Here is a 21,332-nt window from a genome sequence, read left to right as displayed (position 1 = left end):
CAAGCTTCAACCTCATGTGACTCTGGGTGGACTTAGATTCGGATGAAGGTGCCGGTGCCTTTGAGGATGTTTTGCAGGGTTTCTTCGACTTCGGCCAGGTCCGCTGCGGCGGTGGCGTGGGTGATCTGTAATTGATCCTTGCCGCCCAGCGCGTCGGCATCGCCTGCTGCCAGTTCTACCAGCAGCGTGGTGTCGCCCAGGGTGACTTTAAGCCCGTCGAGCGTCGATGGCTCGTAGTCCCAGGTCAGCTCCACTTCGTCTTCATCCGGGTAGCGGGTGAGCATGAACATCTCGCCGTTCTTGCCGTGGCAGCAGAGCATGGCCATGTTGTCTTCTTCGTCGTCGCACGGGGTGACCATCAGGGCGTCGGTTTTAAGTTGCAGCATGGGGAATCCTGTCAGGGCTAGGGCGCAATGCCGGCGATTGTGCCATTGCGGCGAATTTTGTGCTGCATTCTATGTCTGGCCCAGTGCATGACCTTGCGGGCCGAATCGGTCATTTCTGGCACTCACAGGCGTGATAATAGTCGATTTTTTCGCCGCGAATTCCGGGTTGCCCAAGTTGCAACCCGCAGCCTGCTTACCGATGACCGAATATGTCGCAGCATCGCAAGCAGCTGTCTTCCTACACTCGTTAAGCTGCGCAACGGATGTGCACCTGCCAGGCGCCTGACCTGCCCGTCGTACCGTCACCCGGCAAGGTGTGTATCTTGTGAAAGTTGTATGTGACCCGGTGGTCTTGTCCAGCTTCACCCACCTGTCACGCCGAATTCGCTATGGTTAACCTGCGAACGGCGCTGACGGTCTCCCCGCAAGGGGACAACACGCGACGCTTTCATCAATAACAAGCCCAAGCGGAGTACCACAGATGGCGTTCTTCACCGCAGCCAGCAAGGCCGACTTCCAGCATCAACTGCAAGCGGCACTGGCGCAGCACATCAGTGAACAGGCACTGCCACAAGTGGCGCTGTTCGCTGAACAATTCTTCGGCATCATTTCCCTGGATGAACTGACCCAACGTCGCCTTTCCGACCTGGCCGGCTGCACCCTCTCTGCGTGGCGCCTGCTTGAGCGCTTTGACCACACCCAACCGCAAGTGCGTGTGTACAACCCCGATTACGAACGTCATGGCTGGCAATCGACCCACACTGCGGTCGAAGTGCTGCACCATGACCTGCCGTTTCTGGTGGACTCGGTCCGTACCGAGCTGAACCGCCGCGGCTACAGCATCCACACCCTGCAAACCACCGTGCTCAGCGTGCGCCGTGGCGCCAAGGGCGAGTTGCTGGAAATCCTGCCAAAAGGCACCCAGGGCGAAGGCATCCAGCAAGAATCGCTGATGTACCTGGAAATCGACCGTTGCGCCAATACCGCCGAACTGAGCGTGCTGAGCAAAGAGCTTGAGCAGGTGCTGGGCGAAGTGCGCGTGGCCGTGGCCGATTTCGAGCCGATGAAAGCCAAGGTCCAGGACCTGCTGGCCGGTATCGACGCGAGCCAGTTCGCCATCGACGGCGAAGAAAAGGCCGAGATCAAGAACTTCCTGGAATGGCTGGTGGGCAACCACTTCACCTTCCTCGGCTATGAAGAGTTCGTGGTACGTGACGAGGCGGACGGCGGTCATATCGAATATGACGCCGATTCCTTCCTCGGTCTGACCAAGTTGCTGCGTGCCGGCCTCACCGCCGACGACCTGCGCATCGAAGACTACGCGGTGAACTACCTGCGCGAACCGACGGTACTGTCGTTCGCCAAGGCGGCCCACCCAAGCCGTGTGCACCGTCCGGCCTACCCGGACTATGTGTCGATCCGTGAGATCAGCGCCGACGGCAAGGTCATCAAGGAACACCGCTTCATGGGCCTCTACACCTCTTCGGTGTACGGCGAAAGCGTGCGCGTCATCCCGTACATCCGCCGCAAGGTCGCCGAGATCGAGCGCCGCTCGGGCTTCCAGGCCAAGGCGCACTTGGGCAAGGAGCTGGCGCAAGTCGTAGAAGTGCTGCCCCGTGACGACCTGTTCCAGACTCCGGTCGACGAGCTGTTCAGTACCGTGATGTCCATCGTGCAGATCCAGGAACGCAACAAGATCCGCGTGTTCCTGCGCAAAGACCCGTACGGTCGTTTCTGCTACTGCCTGGCCTACGTGCCGCGCGACATCTATTCCACCGAAGTGCGCCAGAAGATCCAGCAAGTGCTGATGGATCGCCTGAAAGCATCGGATTGCGAGTTCTGGACCTTCTTCTCCGAATCCGTGCTGGCCCGTGTGCAACTGATTCTGCGTGTCGATCCGAAGAACCGCCTCGACATCGACCCGCTGCAACTGGAAAAAGAAGTGGTGCAGGCTTGCCGCAGCTGGCAGGACGACTACTCGAGCCTGGTGATCGAAAGCTTCGGCGAAGCCCAGGGCACCAACGTGCTGGCCGACTTCCCGAAAGGCTTCCCGGCTGGTTACCGCGAGCGTTTCGCTGCGCATTCGGCCGTGGTCGACATGCAGCATCTCAACAGCCTGACCGAAGCCAATCCGTTGGTGATGAGCTTCTATCAGCCGCTGGGCCAGGTCTCCGGCCAGCGCGAGCTGCATTGCAAGCTCTATCACGCCGACACCCCACTGGCGCTGTCCGACGTGCTGCCGATCCTGGAAAACCTCGGCCTGCGCGTGCTGGGCGAATTCCCGTACCGTCTGCGTCATGCCAATGGCCGTGAGTTCTGGATCCATGACTTCGCGTTCATCGCCGCCGAAGGCGTGAACCTGGACATCCAGCAACTCAACGACACCCTGCAGGACGCGTTCGTGCACATCGTGCATGGCGACGCGGAGAACGATGCGTTCAACCGCCTGGTACTCACCGCCGGCCTGCCATGGCGCGACGTCGCGCTGCTGCGTGCCTACGCCCGTTACCTCAAGCAGATCCGCCTGGGCTTCGACCTCGGTTACATCGCCAGCACCCTGAACAACCACACCGACATCGCCCGCGAGTTGACCCGGTTGTTCAAGACCCGCTTCTACCTGGCGCGCAAACTCACCGCCGACGACCTGGAAGACAAGCAGCAACGCCTGGAGCAAGCGATTCTCAGTGCGCTGGACGACGTTCAGGTGCTCAACGAAGACCGCATCCTGCGTCGCTACCTGGACCTGATCAAAGCCACGCTGCGTACCAACTTCTACCAGACCGACGCCAACGGCCAGAACAAGTCGTACTTCAGCTTCAAGTTCGACCCGCGCGCGATTCCCGAGCTGCCAAAGCCGGTGCCGAAGTTTGAAATCTTCGTCTACTCGCCGCGTGTCGAAGGCGTGCACCTGCGCTTCGGCAACGTTGCCCGCGGCGGCCTGCGCTGGTCCGACCGTGAAGAAGACTTCCGTACCGAAGTGCTTGGCCTGGTAAAAGCCCAGCAAGTGAAGAACTCGGTCATCGTGCCGGTGGGTGCGAAGGGCGGCTTCCTGCCGCGTCGCCTGCCACTGGGCGGCAGCCGCGACGAGATCGCGGCCGAGGGCATCGCCTGCTACCGCATCTTCATTTCCGGTCTGTTGGACATCACCGACAACCTCAAGGATGGCGCCCTGGTGCCACCGGCCAACGTCGTGCGTCATGACGACGATGACCCGTACCTGGTGGTTGCCGCGGACAAGGGCACTGCGACCTTCTCCGACATCGCCAACGGCATCGCCATCGACTACGGCTTCTGGCTGGGCGATGCGTTCGCCTCCGGTGGTTCCGCCGGTTACGACCACAAGAAAATGGGCATCACCGCCAAGGGCGCGTGGGTCGGTGTGCAGCGTCACTTCCGTGAGCGCGGCATCAACGTGCAGGAAGACAGCATCACCGTGGTGGGCATCGGCGACATGGCCGGTGACGTATTCGGTAACGGCCTGTTGATGTCCGACAAGCTGCAACTGGTCGCAGCGTTCAACCACCTGCACATTTTCATCGATCCAAACCCGAACCCGGCCACCAGCTTTGTCGAGCGCCAGCGCATGTTCGAGCTGCCGCGTTCGGCCTGGACCGACTACGACACCAGCATCATGTCCGAAGGCGGCGGTATCTTCTCGCGCAGCGCCAAGAGCATTGCCATCTCGCCACAGATGAAAGAACGCTTCGACATCTCGGCCGACAAGCTGACTCCGACCGAACTGCTGAATGCCTTGCTCAAGGCGCCGGTGGACCTGTTGTGGAACGGCGGTATCGGCACCTACGTCAAGGCCAGCAGCGAAAGCCATGCTGATGTGGGCGACAAGGCCAACGACGCCCTGCGCGTCAACGGCAACGAGCTGCGCTGCAAGGTGGTGGGCGAGGGCGGCAACCTCGGCATGACCCAGCTGGGTCGTGTGGAATTCGGCCTCAATGGCGGCGGTTCCAACACCGATTTCATCGACAACGCCGGTGGTGTGGACTGCTCCGACCACGAAGTGAACATCAAGATCCTGCTCAACGAAGTGGTGCAGGCCGGTGACATGACCGACAAGCAACGCAACCAGTTGCTGGCGAGCATGACCGACGAAGTCGGCAACCTGGTGTTGGGCAACAACTACAAGCAGACCCAGGCCCTGTCCCTGGCCGCGCGCCGTGCCTACGAGCGTGCTGCCGAGTACAAGCGCCTGATGAGCGACCTGGAAGGCCGTGGCAAGCTGGACCGCGCCATCGAGTACCTGCCGACCGAGGAGCAGCTCGTCGAGCGCGCGGCCAACGGCAAGGGCTTGACCCGCCCGGAGCTGTCGGTACTGATCTCGTACAGCAAGATCGACCTCAAGGAAGCGTTGCTCAAATCCCAGGTGCCGGATGACGAGTACCTGACCCGTGACATGGAGACTGCGTTCCCGCCGAGCCTGGTGGCCAAGTTCGGCGAGGCCATGCGTCGTCACCGCCTCAAGCGCGAGATCGTCAGCACCCAGATCGCCAACGACCTGGTCAACCACATGGGCATCACCTTCGTTCAACGACTCAAAGAGTCGACCGGCATGAGCCCGGCGAACGTGGCCGGCGCTTATGTGATCGTGCGCGACATCTTCCACCTCCCGCACTGGTTCCGCCAGATTGAAGCCCTGGATCATCAGGTTTCCGCTGACGTGCAACTGGAGCTGATGGACGAGCTGATGCGTCTGGGGCGCCGCGCCACGCGCTGGTTCCTGCGCAGCCGTCGCAACGAACAGGACGCTGGTCGTGACACCGCGCACTTCGGTCCGCACCTGGCGGCGCTGGGCCTCAAGCTCGACGAACTGCTGGAAGGCCCGACCCGCGAAGGCTGGCAGACCCGCTACCAGGCTTACACCGAAGCTGGCGTGCCTGAGTTGTTGGCGCGCATGGTTGCAGGCACTACCCACCTGTACACCTTGCTGCCGATCATCGAAGCCGCCGACGTGACCGGGCATGACGCCGCCGAAGTGGCCAAGGCCTACTTCGCCGTTGGCAGCGCCCTGGACTTGCCGTGGTACCTGCAGCAGATCAGCGACCTGCCGGTGGCCAACAACTGGCAGGCCCAGGCCCGCGAAGCGTTCCGCGACGATGTGGACTGGCAGCAACGGGCGATCACCATTTCGGTACTGCAAATGGCCGACGCGCCACAAGACATGGAAGCCCGCGTGGCCCTGTGGCTTGAGCAGCACAAGGACATGGCTGAGCGTTGGGTGGCGATGATGGTGGAGATTCGTGCTGCCGTTGGCACGGACTACGCCATGTATGCAGTGGCCAACCGCGAGTTGCTGGACCTGGCGTTGAGTGGTCAGTCGGTGTTGTAACCGGCTTGATCTGACGCTGAAAACAAAAGCCCCCGTATCGCAAGATACGGGGGCTTTTTTACTTGAATTGGAATGCGATCACTGTGGGAGCTGGCTTGCCTGCGATAGCGGTGTATCAGTTGCAGATGTGTTGGCTGACCCTCCGCTATCGCAGGCAAGCCAGCTCCCACATTTTGATCTGCATTTGTCAGGGGGATCAGTGGTGTTTGAGTAATTTGGATTCCAGGTGATCCAGGTGCTGGGTCATCAGGCTCACGGCGGCGGTGGCGTCCCGTTGCTCCAGCGCATCCACAATCGCCACATGTTCTTGCCATGCACAGTAGGTGCAGGCTTTCGCTTCATATTGGGCAATGACCAACGATGTCAGCGGCACCAGGCTGTTAAGAAACTGCGCCAGCGGGGCATTACGCGCCATCGCCGCCAGTTGCAGATGAAACTCCCCGGACAAACGAATGGCCGGGCCACGTTGATCGCGCTCGATGCATTCGCGTTCGCGGGCGATCAGTTCGCGTAACTGGCGCACTTGTGTGGGTGTCGCATGCACGCAGGCCAGTTGCACCACGGTGATTTCCGTCAGGCGCCGGGCTTCGAGGATCTGCCGGGTTTGCTGCGCATCCGGTGCGGCCACCTGGGCACGCTGGTTGGGGCGCAGGATGATCACTTGTTGATGGGACAGTTTCGCCAGGACCCGACGAATCACGCTGCGGCTCACGCCAAAGGTCTCGCCCAGGCTCTCTTCGGTGAAACGGCTGGCCGGCGCGATGCGCTGTTCGAGGATGGCGTCGAACAGGCGCGGGTAGATGTCGTCCACCGAGGGCTTTTTACCGGCGATCAAGCGCAGGGCTGGGAAGATAGGGTCGCGTTGCAACGCATAAGCGGTCATGGCCGGTCTCCAAAAAATCAGCTGCCCAGATGGTCATCCGGGATGTTCAAGCGAATGCCCATGCGCAGGCCTTCCTGAAGGATGTGCCGACGCATTTCGGCACTGGCCAGGGCGCTGTTCTTGTTGCGGATGGCGCGCACCACGGCTTCGTTTTCGCGCAGGCGTTCGGCCAGGTGTTCCGGCGAGTTGCGCAATACCTGCGCGCTTAGCTTGAGGGCGTTGCGGGTCTGCTGCACCACGTTCTGGAAGATCGGGTTGGAGGTCAGGGCGAACAGTTCTTCGTGAAAGCCGATATAGGCATTCATGCCGGCCTCGGCGTCTTCGGCGTCGAGGGCTTCGCGCATGTCCATCAGGGTCAGGCGCAGTTGGCCGACTTCCTTGCTGCTGATGGACTGGGCGACCAGGCCCACGACGAAGGGCTCCAGGGTGTAGCGCAGTTGCAGGATGTCTTCGAGGCTGGCGTCGGCCACCGCGTCGTTGGTCTGGGGTTCGCTGACATCGGTTTCGAGCACGACCACGCCCTTTCCGGGCATCGAGCGCACCAGGCCAAGGGTTTCCAGCACGATCACCGCTTCGCGCAGGCTCGGGCGGCTGATACCCATCTGTTCCGCCAGTTCGCGTTGGCCGGGCAGCATTTCGCCCCGGCGCCACTGACCCCGCGCCAGGGCGGCGCGGAGTTTTTCTACCACTGAATTGACGACGGTTGAGGTGCTTATCACGTCTACCTCTCCTTTATGTTGCAAATACGGTAATGAATCCAGTGAAGATCTAGTGTGGGAGCAGGCAAGCCAGCTCCCACATTGGTCTGTGTTGTCCTCAGGAATACCTCAGAACTCCTGATGCGCCGGCAGTACCGGCTTCTTGGCCTGGAAGGTATAACCGTGCTGGCCTTCGAGTACTTTATTGGCGCGCTGGATGTCGATGTCTTTTTCCCAGCGGGCGATGGCTACGGTAGCGACGCAGTTGCCGATCAGGTTGGTCAATGCACGACCGATGCCCATGAACCAATCCACCGCCAGCACCAGCACCAAGCCCACCACCGGAATCGCCGGGATCGCCGTGAGTGTCGCCGCCAGGATCACCAGGGCCGAGCCCGGGATGCCGTGGGCGCCCTTGGAGGTGATCAGCGACACCAGCAGGATGGTCAGCAAGTCGGTCATCGACAGTGGCGTGCCGGTGGCGTTGGCGATAAACACGATGGCCAGGGTCAGGTAGATCGAGAAACCGTCGAGGTTGAACGAATACCCCGTCGGAATCACCAGGCCTACGGTAGAGCTGCCGATGCCCAGGTGCTCGAGTTTGCGCATGATCTGTGGCAGCACCGCGTCGGACGAAGCGGTACCCATCACGATCAGCAGTTCTTCGCGCAGGTACTTGAGCAGCGGCAACATACGCAGGCCGGACAGACGCATTACCAGGCCGAGGATCAGCCCGACGAAGGCGAAGCAGGTCAGGTAGAACAGGCCGACCAGGCTGCCCAGGTGTTGCAGCGAATCGAGGCCGTAGGTGCTGGTGGTGAAGGCGATCGCGCCAAATACACCGATTGGCGCCAGGCGCACGATCATGCCCATGATGCGGAAGATCACATGGCTCAGTTCGTTGATCAGGCGCGAGATGCCGGAAGCCGCCTCACCCACCAGGTTCAGCGCGCTGCCGAACAGCACCGAGAACAGCAGCACTTGCAGAACGTTGTTGTCGGCGAAGGCGCCGATTACCGAGTTGGGGATCAGGTCCATCAGGAACTGGCTGGTGCCTTTGATGTGCTGGCCTTTGTCGGCCAGTTCATTGAGGCCAGCGGAGGACAACTGCTCAAGGTGGATATTGGCGCCGGTGCCGATCCCGGTGCTGAAGGCCATGACCAGGCCGATCACCAGGGCGACGGTGGTGAGGATTTCAAAGTAGATCACCGACTTGAGGCCGATGCGCCCGACTTTCTTCAAGTCGCCTGCACCGGAAATGCCGCTGACCACCACGCAGAACACGATCAGGCCAATCAGCATTTTGATCAGCTTGATAAAGCCATCACCCAGGGGTTTGAGTTGTGTGGAGAATTCGGGAAGGGCCAAGCCGCATATGACGCCGAGCATCAGGCCAATCACGACTTGCAGGAAAATCGAACGCGAGCACCATCTGAGCATGGGAGGGATCTCTATTCGGTGCCCTGGTGGTTCCAGGGCTTAATTGTTGTGGTCTTACCGGTAAGTCCAGTGCCGGGCCAGTCTACGCTGGGGTTTTTTGAAATCACAAGTAAAAATTCGCCGGTTGACCGGTCCCGGTCTGACCAGTTGGTCGGTGACGGTGATGCTTGAGCGGTTGGCGGGTGATAAAAATTTTCGCTTATCATCCGGTGCTTGGCACTTGAGGTAATGGATGGACAGACCAGGACTGACGACCGACGCCTGTGGGCAGACCTATTGCGCCTGGCGCACGTCCGCGCCGGAATACCCGCGTTACCACGATCACGAGTGGGGCGTGCCGGTGGCCGACGACACCCAGTTGTACGAGAAGATCTGCCTGGAAGGCTTTCAGGCGGGCATGGCGTGGATCACCATCCTGCGCAAGCGCGAGCAGTTCAGGGTGGCGTTCGAGGGCTTTGATTTTCGCAAGGTCGCCACGTATGGCGAGGCCGATATAGCGCGCTTGATGAACGATGCCGGGATTGTGCGTAATCGGGCGAAGATCGTGTCGACCATCAATAATGCGCGGCGTGCCTGTGAGCTGGTGGATGAAACGGGTTCACTGGCAGCCTGGCTGTGGGCGTTCGAGCCCACTGCACAAGAGCGCCCGGCGGTGGTCGATCTGGCTTATTGGGCCGCCAACCCCACGTCCCCGGCCTCGGTGCGGTTGTCGAAGGCCTTGAAGAAGCGTGGCTGGACCTACGTCGGCCCGACCACGATGTATGCGCTGATGCAGGCGATGGGCATGGTCAACGATCACTTGGAAGGCTGCCACTGCCGGGCACAGATCGAAGACCTGCGCCGGCAGTTCAAGCGGCCCTGACGCCTGGGTTCAGGAGAGGAAGCCGCCGTCTACGTTCAGCGATACGCCGGTGGTGTAGCTGGACGCATCGCTCGCCAGGTACAGCACCGCGCCGGCCATTTCGCTCGGGTCGGCCACGCGTTTGAGCGGGATCTGCGCCAGTGCGGTTTTCAGGATCGCATCGTTTTTCACCAGCGCCGAGGCGAACTTGGTGTCGGTCAGCCCTGGCAGCAGGGCGTTGCAACGAATGCCAAACGCTGCGCATTCCTTGGCGAACACCTTGGTCATGTTGATCACGGCGGCCTTGGTCACCGAGTAGATGCCCTGGAACACCCCAGGGGAGATGCCGTTGATCGAGGCCACGTTGATGATGCTGCCGCCACCGTTCTCACGCATCAGCTTGCCGGCTTCCACCGACATGAAGAAGTAGCCGCGGATATTCACGTCGACGGTCTTCTGGAAGGCGCCGAGGTCGGTGTCCAGCACGTTGCAGAATTGCGGGTTGGTTGCGGCGTTGTTGACCAGGATGTCCAGGCGGCCGAACTGTTCGCGAATACCGGCGAACACCTGGGTAATCTGCTCCATTTCGCCGATATGGCAGGCAATCGCCGTGGCTTTGCCGCCGGCGGCGATGATCGCGTCCGCCACATGCTGGCAGCCGTCCAGCTTGCGACTGGAGACGATCACATGGGCGCCTTGCTGGGCCAGTAACTTGGCGATGGCCTCACCGATGCCACGGCTGGCGCCGGAAACGAAGGCGATCTTGCCGTCGAGGTCGAACAGGTTGGTCTTGGACATGGAGGTTCCTTAAAGGGCTGATTTACCGATCACGTTCAGGCTCATCTGCTCCAGCAGCTTGTTCATCTGGATGAACTGCGCGAAGCGTTTGTCCTGGGTCTGGCCATGGAAGAAGCGGTAGTAGATCTGCTGCACGATGCCGGCCAGGCGGAACAGGCCGTAGGTGTAGTAGAAGTCGAAATTGTCGATCTGGATGCCGGCACGTTCGGCGTAGTAGTCCACGAACTGGCGGCGGGTGAGCATGCCGGGGGCGTTGCTCGGCTGGCGGCGCATCAGTTGCACCGGGGCCGGGTCGGCGGCTTCGATCCAGTAGGCGAGGGTGTTGCCAAGGTCCATCAACGGGTCGCCGAGGGTGGTCAGCTCCCAGTCGAGCACACCGATGATCTGCATCGGGTTGTGTGCGTCGAGGATCACGTTGTCGAAGCGGTAGTCGTTGTGCACGATGCTGGACGTCGGGTGGTCGGCCGGCATCTTGTCGTCGAGCCACGCGCGCACTGCTTCCCAGCGCGGGGCGTCGGGGGTCAGGGCTTTTTCGTAGCGATCGCTCCAGCCGCGGATCTGCCGTGCCACGTAGCCTTCGGGCTTGCCCAGATCGGCCAGGCCGCATGCGGTGTAGTCGACTTGATGCAGTTCGACGAACTTGTCGATAAAGCTTTTGCACAAGGCTTCGGTCTTTGCCGCGTCCAGGCCCAGTTCGGCCGGCAGGTCGGAGCGCAGGATGATGCCGTTGACCCGCTCCATCACATAGAACTCGGCGCCGATCACCGACTCATCGGTGCAGTGCACGTAGGCTTTGGGGCAGTACGGAAAGCCGTCCTTGAGGCTGTTGAGAATGCGGTATTCCCGGCCCATGTCGTGGGCGGACTTGGCCTTGTGGCCAAAGGGCGGGCGGCGCAGGACAAATTCCTGGCCGGGGTACTCCAGCAGGTAAGTCAGGTTGGACGCGCCGCCAGGAAACTGGCTGATGGTGGGCGTGCCGCTCAGGCCGGGGATATGGGCCTTGAGGTAGGGATCGATCAGGCTGGCGTCAAGTTCTTCGCCTGCCCGGATCTGGGTCGATTGGTCGTTCAGCGCCATGCTTATCCCTTCTGCTTATTCTAAAGGCCTCGGACTATTTCCTAATCTAATGCGCACAACCGCCCAGCGACAAGGTCGGGGCGGTTTAATAGGTTAGCGTGTTGGAGGGTGATCAGCGTGCCTGATGGGTCACTTTGCAGGCGGGGGCAGCGCGACCGGCGTGAGCACCGGGCGACCGGCGAAAAACTCCACCAGGTTATCCGCCACGCGCTGCACCGTATCATGGGCGGCCTCCGGTGACAGGCCAGCGACATGGGAGGTGAGCACGGTGTTGCTCAAGCGCTTGAGGGCGTCGGGCACTTGGGGCTCGTCGTCGAACACGTCCAGGGCGGCACCGCCAATGCGCCGCTGCTCCAGGGCAGCCACCAGGTCGGCGGTGACCACCACGCTGCCGCGTCCGATGTTGACCAGGTAACCATTGGGGCCGAGGGCGTCGAGGGCGTGGCGATCGATCAAGTGGCGGGTGCCGTCGCCGCCGGGCGTGGCCAGGATCAGGAAGTCCGAGGTGCGCGCCAGTTCCACCGCGCTCGAACAGTAGGTGTAGTCCACATCATCGCGCGGCTGGCGGTTGTGGTAGCTGATTTCCATACCGAAGCCGAGGGCCGCGCGCTTGGCGATCTCCAGGCCTACCGCACCAAGCCCGAGTATGCCCAGCTGCTTGCCGCCCAGGGACGGCCGCATCACTTTGGGCCATTCATTGCGCCGCACGGCGGCGTCGGTCTGCGGAATGCCGCGCACCAGCGACAACAACAAGGCCATGGCGTGGTCGGCCACTGATGGCGCGTTGACCCCGGCGCCGTTGGTGACCACGATCCCGCGATTGCTGGCCGCTTGCAGGTCGACATGTTCATAGCCTGCGCCGATCACGCAAATGATTTCCAGCAGGGGCAGGGCGTCGATTTCCGCGGCGTACAAGCCCAGCGGACCACGGGTCAGCACGGCCTTGATCTGCGCGCCGTGGGTCTTGATGGCCTGGGCGCGTTCGGCGGGTGTGGGAGCCAGGATCACATGAAAGTCATTGCTTTCGATGATGGGCAGGTAGGCGTTGATGGTTTCAACCAGGACCAGAACTGTTGCGGTCATCGGAAGGCTCTTCCTGAAGGGTTTGAGAGGATGAGTATGCGGGATTTGTAGGGCGGGGCGTTTTACTGAGAAAGAAAATTTTCTTCTTGCGTAATGCTGTTCTAACAGCTGGATATTGCGCAGAACACCCTCAACGGTGAACTGCGCAATAGGCCCCTGAGGGCCTCCGCGGTTTAGTGGGTCGCGTGGTCGCTTGAGCGCCAGAGGTCCCTTGCGCTGATACGCTTCACAAACGCCCCGGCCAATGTCCCATTGTGATGCTCGATGATCGCTTCGGCCTTCAGCGCCGGAGTGTCCATGCAGGTGTGGCCATCCTCGGGCAATACCACCGAAAACCCCAGTTCAACCGCTACACGGCAAGTCGTGTCGATGCAAAACTGGGTTTTCATGCCCACAATCACCAGTTCGTCGACCTGGGCTGCGCGCAGTTGTCGGGCCAGGTCCGTACCCAGAAAACAGCTTGGGCGGGTTTTGTTGAATAGATGGTCACGGTGCTCGTCCACCTCCAGGCCGTGCCATACCTGCCAAAGCGGGCTGCCCGCCGCAATCGGCGAACCTTCGGGGCCGGTGTGGCGCGCCACGAAGATCGGCTTGTTGGCGGCGCGGGCGCGCTTGATCAACTGGTTGATGGTGTCGAGCAGGCGTTCACGCTCGAAAGGTCTTTGCGGGCCATCGTATAGGCCGGCTTGCATATCGATGATCAACAGGGCGTCAGCCATGGTGTTGCTCCTTGTGATTGCCTGGTGGGCGGAGCAACAAAAAGGCCCCGTCCATTGCTGGCGGGGCCTTGGGTTGAATCTGTGGGGTATTTAGCTCGACCACCCACAGCCACCGCGCGACCCGCCGAAAGCGGTCGTGGTGGTGGTGCGGGTGAGGTGCAACGGCATAACGTTCATTGCCGGATCATGCTGGCGTGGGCGCTGGATTGTCAACAAATGTGTCTGGGTTGGGTGCGGCGTGTCGATATACCACGCCACCGTTCCTCAGCTAAGTCTTTGCTTATTCACAAGAATCCCGGACAATCGCGCCCCTTCTATGGTCGGGGCGCTGCCTGTCAGGTTTTTCTGACTCGTCCCGGCTGTGTAAATGCGGAGATCCGACCGGATGAATGATCAGGCCAATAGCGTTGACGAACGCTATCCATCGACACCTGCAACCCTCACAAGCTGGAGCCGCCAGGACACCACCTGGATGCTTGGCCTGTTCGGCACGGCCATTGGCGCCGGCACTTTGTTTCTGCCTATCAACGCTGGCCTGGGCGGCTTCTGGCCGTTGCTGATCCTGGCGCTGCTGGCGTTTCCGATGACGTTCTTTGCCCACCGTGGCCTGACCCGCTTCGTACTCTCCGGTCGTGATGGCTCCGACATCACCGACGTGGTGGAAGAACACTTCGGCATCAAGGCCGGTGCAGTGATCACGTTGCTGTACTTCTTTGCGATCTTCCCGATCCTGCTGATCTACAGCGTGGCGTTGACCAACACGGTCAGCAGCTTCATGGAGCACCAGTTGCACATCATGCCGCCGCCTCGGGCAATCCTGGCGTTTGTGCTGATCCTCGGCCTGCTGGCCGTGGTGCGTTGCGGCGAGCAGGTGATCGTCAAGGCCATGAGCCTGATGGTGTATCCGTTCATCGTCGCCTTGCTGTTCCTGGCGGTATACCTGGTCCCGCACTGGAACGGCGGCATCCTCAGCACCGCCAGCGTGGTGCCGGAACCATCGGCCTTGCTCAGTACCCTATGGCTGGCGATTCCGGTGATGGTTTTCTCGTTCAACCACTCGCCGATCATCTCGGCCTTTGCGGTTGATCAGAAGCGTCAGTACGGCGCCCATGCCGATGAGCGCAGCTCGCAGATCCTGTCCCGCGCGCACCTGCTGATGGTAGCGATGGTGCTGTTCTTTGTGTTCAGCTGCGTGCTGACCCTGTCGCCGGCGCAGTTGGCCGAGGCGAAAGCGCAGAACCTGTCGATCCTGTCGTACCTGGCCAACCACTTCGACAACCCGACCATCGCGTTCGCCGCGCCATTGATTGCATTCGTGGCGATTGCCAAATCGTTCCTGGGCCACTACATCGGCGCCAGTGAAGGCCTCAAGGGCCTGGTGGTCAAGACGGGTCGCCGCCCGGCACCGAAGACCCTGGACCGCATGACCGCCGCCTTCATGCTGGTGGTGTGCTGGATCGTGGCCACGCTCAACCCGAGCATTCTCGGCATGATCGAGACATTGGGTGGGCCGGTGATTGCTTCGATCCTGTTCCTGATGCCGATGTACGCGATCCGCAAAGTACCGGCCATGGCCAAGTACCGCGGGCAGGCGTCCAACGTGTTTGTCACGGCTGTTGGCCTGGTAGCGATTACGGCGCTGATCTACTCGCTGTTGTCCTGATAACCGGCGGCACCTGAAGAGGCCGATTCGCGCACACCGTGAATCGGCCTTTTTTGTGGCTGCGCAAAACCAGCACCCGGATCAACCCGGCGCCGGTTAATGAAGGCTAAGCTTGTCGGCTTATTGGTTTCTGATTTGGAGACCCCCAAGGTTGGCTCGATTGAATACTCAAACCCCTCCCGCTGTTGCGGCGTCTTCCAGGCGCATCCAGGACATCCTCGCCGGGCTCTCCATCGCCGGTTTGTTGCTGCCGGAGGCAGTGGCCTATTCGAGCATTGCCGCGCTCCCGCCCCAGGCGGGTGTGATTGCCTTGTTTGCCGGGCTGTTGTGCTACGGCTTGTTGGGCACCAGCCGCTTTGCGATTGTGTCGGCTACGTCATCTTCGGCGGCGGTACTGGCCGCAGCGACCGCCAGCCTTGCCGGTGATGACCCGGCGTTGCGGCTTTCCCTGGCGTTTGGGCTGGTGTTGGTCACGGGTGGATTTTTCTTGCTGGCCGGGCTGCTCAAGCTGGGTGGCGTCACTTCGTTTATTGCCAAGCCGGTGTTGCGCGGTTTCGCGTTCGGCCTGGCGCTGACCATTATCCTCAAGCAACTGGCAGCTGTGGTGGGCGTACACCTGAGCGACAACAACCTGATCCGCTTCCTGCCGCAATTACTCGAGCAGTGGCCAAGCTGGAACTGGCCGGCGGCGCTGGTCGCGGCCGTGGCCTTGTGCGTGTTGTGGCTGTGCGCGCGGATTCCGCGCCTGCCGGGCGGGTTGCTGGTGGTCGTGCTGGGAATTGCCGGCGGGCAACTCCTGGACCTACAGGCCCACGGTGTGGGGTTGATTGGCATGATCGACCTGCGCCTGGAACTGGGGCGCTTGCCGGTGCTGCCGTTCGCCGATTGGTTGCGCCTGGGGGAGTTGGCGTTTGCGTTAGTCATGATCCTTTATGCGGAGTCCTACGGCTCTATCAGCTCGTTCGCCCTTAAACATGGCGACCGCGTGTCATCCAATCGTGATTTGTTGGCGCTGGGAGCGGCCAACCTGGTGTCCGGGTTGTTTCATGGGATGCCCGTCGGCGCCGGGTATTCGGCAACCTCGGCGAATGAAGCCGCCGGTGCGGGTTCACGGCTGGCCGGCATCGTCGCGGCGCTGGTGGTGTTGGTGATTGTGTTGACGGTGCTGCCCTACGTCGCCCTGACACCGGAGCCGGTGCTCGCAGCCATTGTCATCTATGCGCTGGGGCATGGCTTGAGCGTGCAACCGCTGGGGCGCTATTTCATCTGGCGGCGTGACCGCCTGCTGGTGATCTGCGCGGTCGCGGCGGTGCTGGTGCTCGGCGTGCTGGATGGCTTGTTGCTGGCGGTGGCGATCAGCGTCGTGTTGATGCTGCGCCAGATGTCCTCCGCTGACATCCAGGTGCTTGGTCGCCTGGGCGATAGCCACGACTTTGTTGACCGTCAGCATCATGCCGACGCACGGGAGGTGCCGGGTGTGCTGATCGTGCGTCCCAGCGAGGCGCTGTTTTTCGCGAATACCGAACGCATCCTGGGCGCGGCCTTGCGCCTGATGCGCCAATCGCCAGTGCAAGCCGTGGTGCTGAGCCTGGAAGAATCGCCGAACCTGGATGGCACCAGCATTGAAGCGCTGGCCGCGTTTTTTGCGCAGGTGCGCGGGGAGGGTAAGCGCCTGGTGCTCGCGCGTGTACGGCACGACGCCCTTGAGGTGTTGCAGGCATTGCCTGAGGCAATGGCGCCGCAGGTGCTGCTCAGCGATTTGAGTGTGGATGGCGCGGTGCAACTGGCCAAATCCCGGGCATAAAAAAACGCCGCGTATCTTGCGATACGCGGCGTCTTCTACGTCAACACACCTTAGGCTTGAATCACCGGGATGTTGGCGCTTGCTGCGATTTTGCGGAACTCGGCGATCTGGTCGAAGTTCAGGTAGCGGTAAACGTCACTGGCCATGGTGTCCAGTTTCGCTGCGTAACCCATGTACTCTTCGACGGTCGGCAGGCGACCCAGGGTGGAGGCAACTGCCGCCAGCTCAGCCGACGCCAGGTAGACGTTCGCGCCATCACCCAGACGGTTCGGGAAGTTACGGGTCGAAGTCGACACAACAGTCGAGTTCGGCTCTACACGTGCCTGGTTACCCATGCACAGCGAGCAGCCCGGCATTTCCATGCGCGCGCCAGCTTTGCCGTAGATGCCGTAGTAGCCTTCTTCGGTCAGTTGGTGTGCGTCCATCTTGGTCGGCGGCGACAGCCACAGACGGGTTGGCAGCTGGCCCTTGACCTGTTCCAGCAGTTTACCGGCAGCGCGGAAGTGACCGATGTTGGTCATGCACGAACCGATGAACACTTCGTCGATCTTCTCACCGGCAACGCTCGACAGCAGACGGGCATCGTCCGGGTCGTTCGGTGCGCAGAGGATCGGCTCGTTGATTTCCGACAGGTCGATCTCGATGATTTCGGCGTATTCCGCGTCGGCATCGGCTTCCATCAGCTCAGGGTTCTTGACCCAGGCTTCCATCGCTTGGGCGCGACGTTCCAGGGTACGCGCATCGCCGTAGCCTTCGCCGATCATCCAGCGCAGCAGGGTGATGTTGGAGTTCAGGTACTCGGTGACGGACTCTTTCGACAGCTTGATGGTGCAACCGGCAGCCGAACGTTCAGCCGAGGCGTCGGACAGCTCGAAAGCCTGTTCCAGCGTCAGGTCGTTCAGACCTTCGATCTCCAGGATGCGGCCGGAGAAGGCGTTTTTCTTGCCTTTCTTCTCTACAGTCAGCAGACCCGATTGGATCGCGTAGTAAGGAATGGCATGAACCAGGTCACGCAGGGTGATGCCAGGTTTCATTTTGCCTTTGAAGCGCACCAGGATCGATTCCGGCATATCCAGTGGCATTACGCCAGTGGCTGCGGCAAACGCGACCAGGCCAGAACCGGCCGGGAACGAGATGCCCATCGGGAAACGGGTGTGGGAGTCACCACCAGTGCCGACGGTGTCCGGCAGCAGCATGCGGTTCAGCCAGCTGTGGATGATGCCGTCGCCTGGACGCAGCGATACGCCGCCACGGGTCATGATGAAGTCAGGCAGGGTGTGGTGGGTGGTCACGTCGATCGGCTTTGGATAGGCCGCGGTGTGGCAGAAGGACTGCATTACCAGATCGGTCGAGAAGCCCAGGCACGCCAGGTCTTTCAGTTCGTCACGGGTCATCGGACCGGTGGTGTCCTGGGAACCCACGGTGGTCATCTTCGGCTCGCAGTAGGTGCCAGGGCGAACGCCTTTGCCTGCTGGCAGGCCGCACGCCTTGCCGACCATTTTCTGGGCCAGGGTGAAACCCTTGCCGGTGTCGACAGGTGCTTCAGGCAGCTTGAACAGGTCGGTTGGGCCCAGGCCCAGCTCGGCGCGTGCCTTGTCGGTCAGGCCACGGCCGATGATCAGCGGGATACGGCCGCCGGCGCGGACTTCGTCCAACAGCACCGGGGTCTTCATTTCGAAGGTGGTGATGACTTCGTCGGTGCCGTGTTTGCAGACTTTGCCAGCATGTGGGTACAGGTCGATCACGTCGCCCATGTTCATGTTGGAAACGTCGAACTCGATTGGCAGCGCGCCAGCATCTTCCATGGTGTTGTAGAAGATTGGAGCGATCTTGCTGCCGAAGCAGAAGCCGCCAGCGCGCTTGTTCGGCACGTAAGGTACGTCGTCGCCGAAGAACCACAGTACGGAGTTGGTCGCCGACTTGCGGGACGAGCCGGTGCCGACCACATCACCGACGTAGGCGATCGGGAAGCCTTGGCCGCGCATTTCTTCGATCTGCTTCATCGGGCCGGTCTTGCCTTGCTCGTCCGGCACGATGCCTTCACGGGCCATTTTCAGCATGGCCAGGGCGTGCAGCGGGATGTCCGGGCGGGACCAGGCATCTGGAGCAGGGGACAGGTCGTCGGTGTTGGTTTCGCCGGTAACCTTGAATACGCGCAGGCTGATCTTGTCGGCCAGGGTAGGGCGGTTGCGGAACCATTCGCCGTCAGCCCAGGACTGGATCACGGCTTTGGCGTGTTCGTTGCCGTTACGGGCTTTTTCGGCCACGTCGTGGAACGCATCGAACATCAGCAGGGTGTGCTTGAGTTGGGCGGCTGCGACAGCTGCCAGCTCGGCATCGTCCAGCAGCTCGACCAGGGTCACGATGTTGTAGCCGCCTTGCATGGTGCCAAGCAGTTCAACAGCGCGCTTCTTGTCGATCAGGGGGGAAGTGACTTCGCCCTTGGCCAGGGCAGACAGGAAACCGGCCTTGACGTAGGCAGCTTCGTCAACACCTGGTGGGATGCGGTTGGTGATCAGGTCAACGAGGAATTCTTCTTCGCCAGCCGGAGGATTTTTCAGCAGCTCAACCAGGCCTGCGGTTTGTTCGGCGTTAAGCGGCTGGGGAACAATACCCAGGGCTGCACGCTCTTCGATATGTTTGCGGTAGGCTTCAAGCACAGTTATTACCCTCATCAGTGGTCCCACGGGACGCTCATCCAGAAATGAACGGCACGCATGCGCTCGGGGGCTTTTTGGGCCGCAAAGCCAGCGCTGCCGGCATTCCTCACAGAAGCTGCTTTCAAAGTTTTACGCCTGCAGAACGGAGCTGATGAGGGTTGGCGCTGGTGACTGACCTACCGGGTCAAACACCATCGCCAACACCGTTCTGAAGGAACGACTGTGCTCGTGACGCTTTGAAAACAGCTTCCAGCGGATTGTTGGCGCCTTACAAGGCCGGATGATTCTACGGCAAAAAAAAACTAAAGGTAAGTTGCCTCGCCAAGTTTGCAGGGTGATACAGGTTAGACAAAGGGCTAACATGGCGCATTGTTTCGCTGATTTGTGTGTCGTTGCCTATGTCCAACCAAGCCATCAAAACCCCCTGCGTAGGCCTGTGCTCCACGGTCTACGGCGATCTCGTGTGCCGTGGCTGCAAGCGTTTCCACCACGAAGTGATCCAGTGGAATGGCTATAACGAAGAAGAAAAGCGTGCGGTTTGGCTGCGCCTGGAGCAACTGCTGGTGCAGGTGATGGGCGGCAAGGTCGAGGTTTTCGACCCCAAGACCCTGCGCGTTCAACTGGAACAGCGCAAGATTCGCTTCGTACCGCACCAGTCGGAGTATTGCTGGGCGTACCAGTTGATTGCCCGGGGCGCACGGGTGATCTCCAATCTGGAGGCCTATGGCATGGTGCTGTTGCCGGAATTTCGCGACTGGGCCTTGCCGGATTTGCGCGATGCGATCGACCGGGAGTTTTTTATCCTGTCCGAAGCGCATTACCACCGGTATATCGCACCGGGGTTTCTGCGGGATGTGTTTGCTGACTGACAACACCCGACCCAATGTGAAATGGGCTTGTGTGGGAGCGGGCTCCCACAGTTTGATCCTCGTCGCCCTCAGGACTTAGCCGCCAGCTCTTCCAGGTGATCCATAAGGCTCGCAGGCTTGAGCACCAGCACATCACTTTCCAGCTTGTCGAGCACGACCTCCGCCGTATTGCCGATTAACGCGCCGGAAATGCCGGTACGCGCCACCGTGCCGATGATGGTGACGACCGCATGGTACTTGTGCGCCGCAAAGGGAATCAGCACGTCGGCAGGGCCTTCCTCGATGTGCAGCCTTGAGTTGTCGATATCAAACTCGGCTTGGAATGCCCGGCACTGTTCGCGGTAGCGCGCCTCAATCGTTTCTTTGAGCTGGAACGTCGGGTCCGCCGCCGATAGCATCGGCGAAGGGTGGGCGCTGATCACATGCAGTTGGGCCTTGGCCAGGCTGGCGATGTCGAAGCCATGACCGACTATCTCGGCGTGCAGTTCACGGTGTTCGGCGTCGGTATTACCCACATCGATTGCCGCCAGGATCACACCTTCAGCCCACGGCGTAGACGTCTTGACCAACAACACCGCCGTCGGGCAATAACGCAACAGTTTCCAATCCGCCGGGGTCAGCAGAGCCTTTTTCAAGGGGCTGTCGGGAAAGTGCTGCTTGATCACCAGTCCACAGCCTTCGGCCTGCTGCACATCAATAATGGTTGCATGCAGGCTCTCGTTCCACGCCTGCTCGGTGGTCACGCTGTAGCCATCCTCCTGCAAGCCCGCCTTGAGCAGGCTCAGCAGCGCCGAATGCTCATGTTTCCTGTCGCACACCAGCAAATGCAAGTGCGCACCGGTGACCCCGGCGATCAACTTGGCGCGTTTGAGGGCCAGGCTTTCCGAATGTTCGGGCTCGATGAGCACCAGGATGCTGCGGATGGCTTGCATGGTCGGTAACTCCGGGAAGTGGTGGGCATGAGACAACTATAGTTGCTGCCCGGCGCACGTCATGTTGATGCACATCAAGGCCGGTGGCTGGTGGTCTGCGGCGTGGTCGGTATAATCGGCGCCCTTTTGTGATCCTTT

The 21,332-nt window shown here is 61.0% G+C and carries 15 protein-coding genes; 5 read left to right on the top strand and 10 right to left on the bottom strand.

Annotated elements, in window-relative coordinates:
- Positions 1–32 precede the first annotated feature (32 nt).
- Positions 33–386: a hypothetical protein gene (locus tag LIY36_RS26075; protein ID WP_226457676.1), complete on the bottom strand. Its 354-nt coding sequence runs from the start codon at positions 384–386 to the stop codon at positions 33–35.
- Positions 387–867: 481 nt separating this feature from the next.
- Between LIY36_RS26075 and LIY36_RS26070 the strand changes: the two genes are divergently transcribed.
- Positions 868–5,727: an NAD-glutamate dehydrogenase gene (locus tag LIY36_RS26070; RefSeq protein WP_226457675.1), complete on the top strand. Its 4,860-nt coding sequence runs from the start codon at positions 868–870 to the stop codon at positions 5,725–5,727.
- 196 nt (positions 5,728–5,923) lie between these two features.
- Here the strand turns inward: LIY36_RS26070 and LIY36_RS26065 are convergent, their stop codons facing one another.
- The 3 genes from LIY36_RS26065 to LIY36_RS26055 all read right to left on the bottom strand — a co-directional run bounded on the left by LIY36_RS26065 (position 5,924) and on the right by LIY36_RS26055 (position 8,763).
- Positions 5,924–6,610: a GntR family transcriptional regulator gene (locus LIY36_RS26065; protein ID WP_192300524.1), complete on the bottom strand. Its 687-nt coding sequence runs from the start codon at positions 6,608–6,610 to the stop codon at positions 5,924–5,926.
- A 17-nt stretch (positions 6,611–6,627) separates the two neighbouring features.
- Positions 6,628–7,329 carry a FadR/GntR family transcriptional regulator gene (locus LIY36_RS26060; RefSeq protein WP_192300523.1) on the bottom strand — a complete coding sequence of 234 codons (702 nt, stop codon included), beginning with the start codon at positions 7,327–7,329 and terminating at the stop codon, positions 6,628–6,630.
- Positions 7,330–7,437: 108 nt separating this feature from the next.
- Positions 7,438–8,763: a C4-dicarboxylate transporter DctA gene (locus tag LIY36_RS26055; RefSeq protein ID WP_226457678.1), complete on the bottom strand. Its 1,326-nt coding sequence runs from the start codon at positions 8,761–8,763 to the stop codon at positions 7,438–7,440.
- A gap of 217 nt (positions 8,764–8,980) precedes the next feature.
- Here LIY36_RS26055 and LIY36_RS26050 point away from each other — a divergent pair, with 217 nt between their 5' ends.
- On the top strand, positions 8,981–9,610 hold the full coding sequence (locus tag LIY36_RS26050) for a DNA-3-methyladenine glycosylase I (RefSeq protein WP_226457674.1): 630 nt from the start codon (positions 8,981–8,983) through the stop codon (positions 9,608–9,610).
- A gap of 9 nt (positions 9,611–9,619) precedes the next feature.
- On the opposite strand, the gene LIY36_RS26045 is transcribed toward LIY36_RS26050, so the two are convergent.
- From LIY36_RS26045 to LIY36_RS26030, 4 genes are all read right to left on the bottom strand, one after another.
- Positions 9,620–10,387: an SDR family oxidoreductase gene (locus tag LIY36_RS26045; RefSeq protein ID WP_192300521.1), complete on the bottom strand. Its 768-nt coding sequence runs from the start codon at positions 10,385–10,387 to the stop codon at positions 9,620–9,622.
- 9 nt (positions 10,388–10,396) lie between these two features.
- On the bottom strand, positions 10,397–11,464 hold the full coding sequence (locus LIY36_RS26040; RefSeq protein ID WP_192300520.1) for a phosphotransferase family protein: 1,068 nt from the start codon (positions 11,462–11,464) through the stop codon (positions 10,397–10,399).
- A 129-nt stretch (positions 11,465–11,593) separates the two neighbouring features.
- Positions 11,594–12,547 carry a 2-hydroxyacid dehydrogenase gene (locus LIY36_RS26035; RefSeq protein ID WP_226457673.1) on the bottom strand — a complete coding sequence of 318 codons (954 nt, stop codon included), beginning with the start codon at positions 12,545–12,547 and terminating at the stop codon, positions 11,594–11,596.
- Between the two features lie 173 nt (positions 12,548–12,720).
- The gene (locus LIY36_RS26030) at positions 12,721–13,266 is read right to left on the bottom strand and encodes a cysteine hydrolase family protein (RefSeq protein WP_226457672.1); all 546 of its coding nucleotides are present in this window, start codon (positions 13,264–13,266) and stop codon (positions 12,721–12,723) included.
- Between the two features lie 385 nt (positions 13,267–13,651).
- Here LIY36_RS26030 and LIY36_RS26025 point away from each other — a divergent pair, with 385 nt between their 5' ends.
- Entirely contained in the window at positions 13,652–14,929 is a 1,278-nt protein-coding gene (locus tag LIY36_RS26025; protein WP_226457671.1) for a serine/threonine transporter, read from the top strand.
- Positions 14,930–15,089: 160 nt separating this feature from the next.
- The gene (locus LIY36_RS26020; protein WP_226457670.1) at positions 15,090–16,733 is read left to right on the top strand and encodes a SulP family inorganic anion transporter; all 1,644 of its coding nucleotides are present in this window, start codon (positions 15,090–15,092) and stop codon (positions 16,731–16,733) included.
- A gap of 50 nt (positions 16,734–16,783) precedes the next feature.
- Here the strand turns inward: LIY36_RS26020 and acnB are convergent, their stop codons facing one another.
- Positions 16,784–19,393 (bottom strand): bifunctional aconitate hydratase 2/2-methylisocitrate dehydratase, encoded by a 2,610-nt coding sequence (acnB, locus tag LIY36_RS26015; protein ID WP_226457677.1) that lies wholly within the window; start codon positions 19,391–19,393, stop codon positions 16,784–16,786.
- A 398-nt stretch (positions 19,394–19,791) separates the two neighbouring features.
- Here acnB and LIY36_RS26010 point away from each other — a divergent pair, with 398 nt between their 5' ends.
- Positions 19,792–20,262: a DUF1289 domain-containing protein gene (locus tag LIY36_RS26010; protein ID WP_192300515.1), complete on the top strand. Its 471-nt coding sequence runs from the start codon at positions 19,792–19,794 to the stop codon at positions 20,260–20,262.
- 68 nt (positions 20,263–20,330) lie between these two features.
- Here the strand turns inward: LIY36_RS26010 and LIY36_RS26005 are convergent, their stop codons facing one another.
- Entirely contained in the window at positions 20,331–21,194 is an 864-nt protein-coding gene (locus LIY36_RS26005) for a universal stress protein (RefSeq protein ID WP_226457669.1), read from the bottom strand.
- Between the last annotated feature and the right edge of the window lie 138 nt (positions 21,195–21,332).

The sequence above is a fragment of the Pseudomonas sp. AF03-9 genome (assembly GCF_020515815.1).
Taxonomy (GTDB): domain Bacteria; phylum Pseudomonadota; class Gammaproteobacteria; order Pseudomonadales; family Pseudomonadaceae; genus Aquipseudomonas.
This window is presented reverse-complemented; position numbering and strand designations above follow the sequence as displayed.

What these genes read in the sequence shown, in the direction of transcription:
- LIY36_RS26075 (WP_226457676.1), bottom strand. Translation starts at nt 386, where the DNA reads ATGCTGCAACTTAAAACCGACGCCCTGATGGTCACCCCGTGCGACGAC.
- LIY36_RS26070 (WP_226457675.1), top strand. Translation starts at nt 868, where the DNA reads ATGGCGTTCTTCACCGCAGCCAGCAAGGCCGACTTCCAGCATCAACTG.
- LIY36_RS26065 (WP_192300524.1), bottom strand. Translation starts at nt 6,610, where the DNA reads ATGACCGCTTATGCGTTGCAACGCGACCCTATCTTCCCAGCCCTGCGC.
- LIY36_RS26050 (WP_226457674.1), top strand. Translation starts at nt 8,981, where the DNA reads ATGGACAGACCAGGACTGACGACCGACGCCTGTGGGCAGACCTATTGC.
- LIY36_RS26045 (WP_192300521.1), bottom strand. Translation starts at nt 10,387, where the DNA reads ATGTCCAAGACCAACCTGTTCGACCTCGACGGCAAGATCGCCTTCGTT.
- LIY36_RS26040 (WP_192300520.1), bottom strand. Translation starts at nt 11,464, where the DNA reads ATGGCGCTGAACGACCAATCGACCCAGATCCGGGCAGGCGAAGAACTT.
- LIY36_RS26035 (WP_226457673.1), bottom strand. Translation starts at nt 12,547, where the DNA reads ATGACCGCAACAGTTCTGGTCCTGGTTGAAACCATCAACGCCTACCTG.
- LIY36_RS26030 (WP_226457672.1), bottom strand. Translation starts at nt 13,266, where the DNA reads ATGGCTGACGCCCTGTTGATCATCGATATGCAAGCCGGCCTATACGAT.
- LIY36_RS26025 (WP_226457671.1), top strand. Translation starts at nt 13,652, where the DNA reads ATGAATGATCAGGCCAATAGCGTTGACGAACGCTATCCATCGACACCT.
- LIY36_RS26010 (WP_192300515.1), top strand. Translation starts at nt 19,792, where the DNA reads ATGTCCAACCAAGCCATCAAAACCCCCTGCGTAGGCCTGTGCTCCACG.
- LIY36_RS26005 (WP_226457669.1), bottom strand. Translation starts at nt 21,194, where the DNA reads ATGCAAGCCATCCGCAGCATCCTGGTGCTCATCGAGCCCGAACATTCG.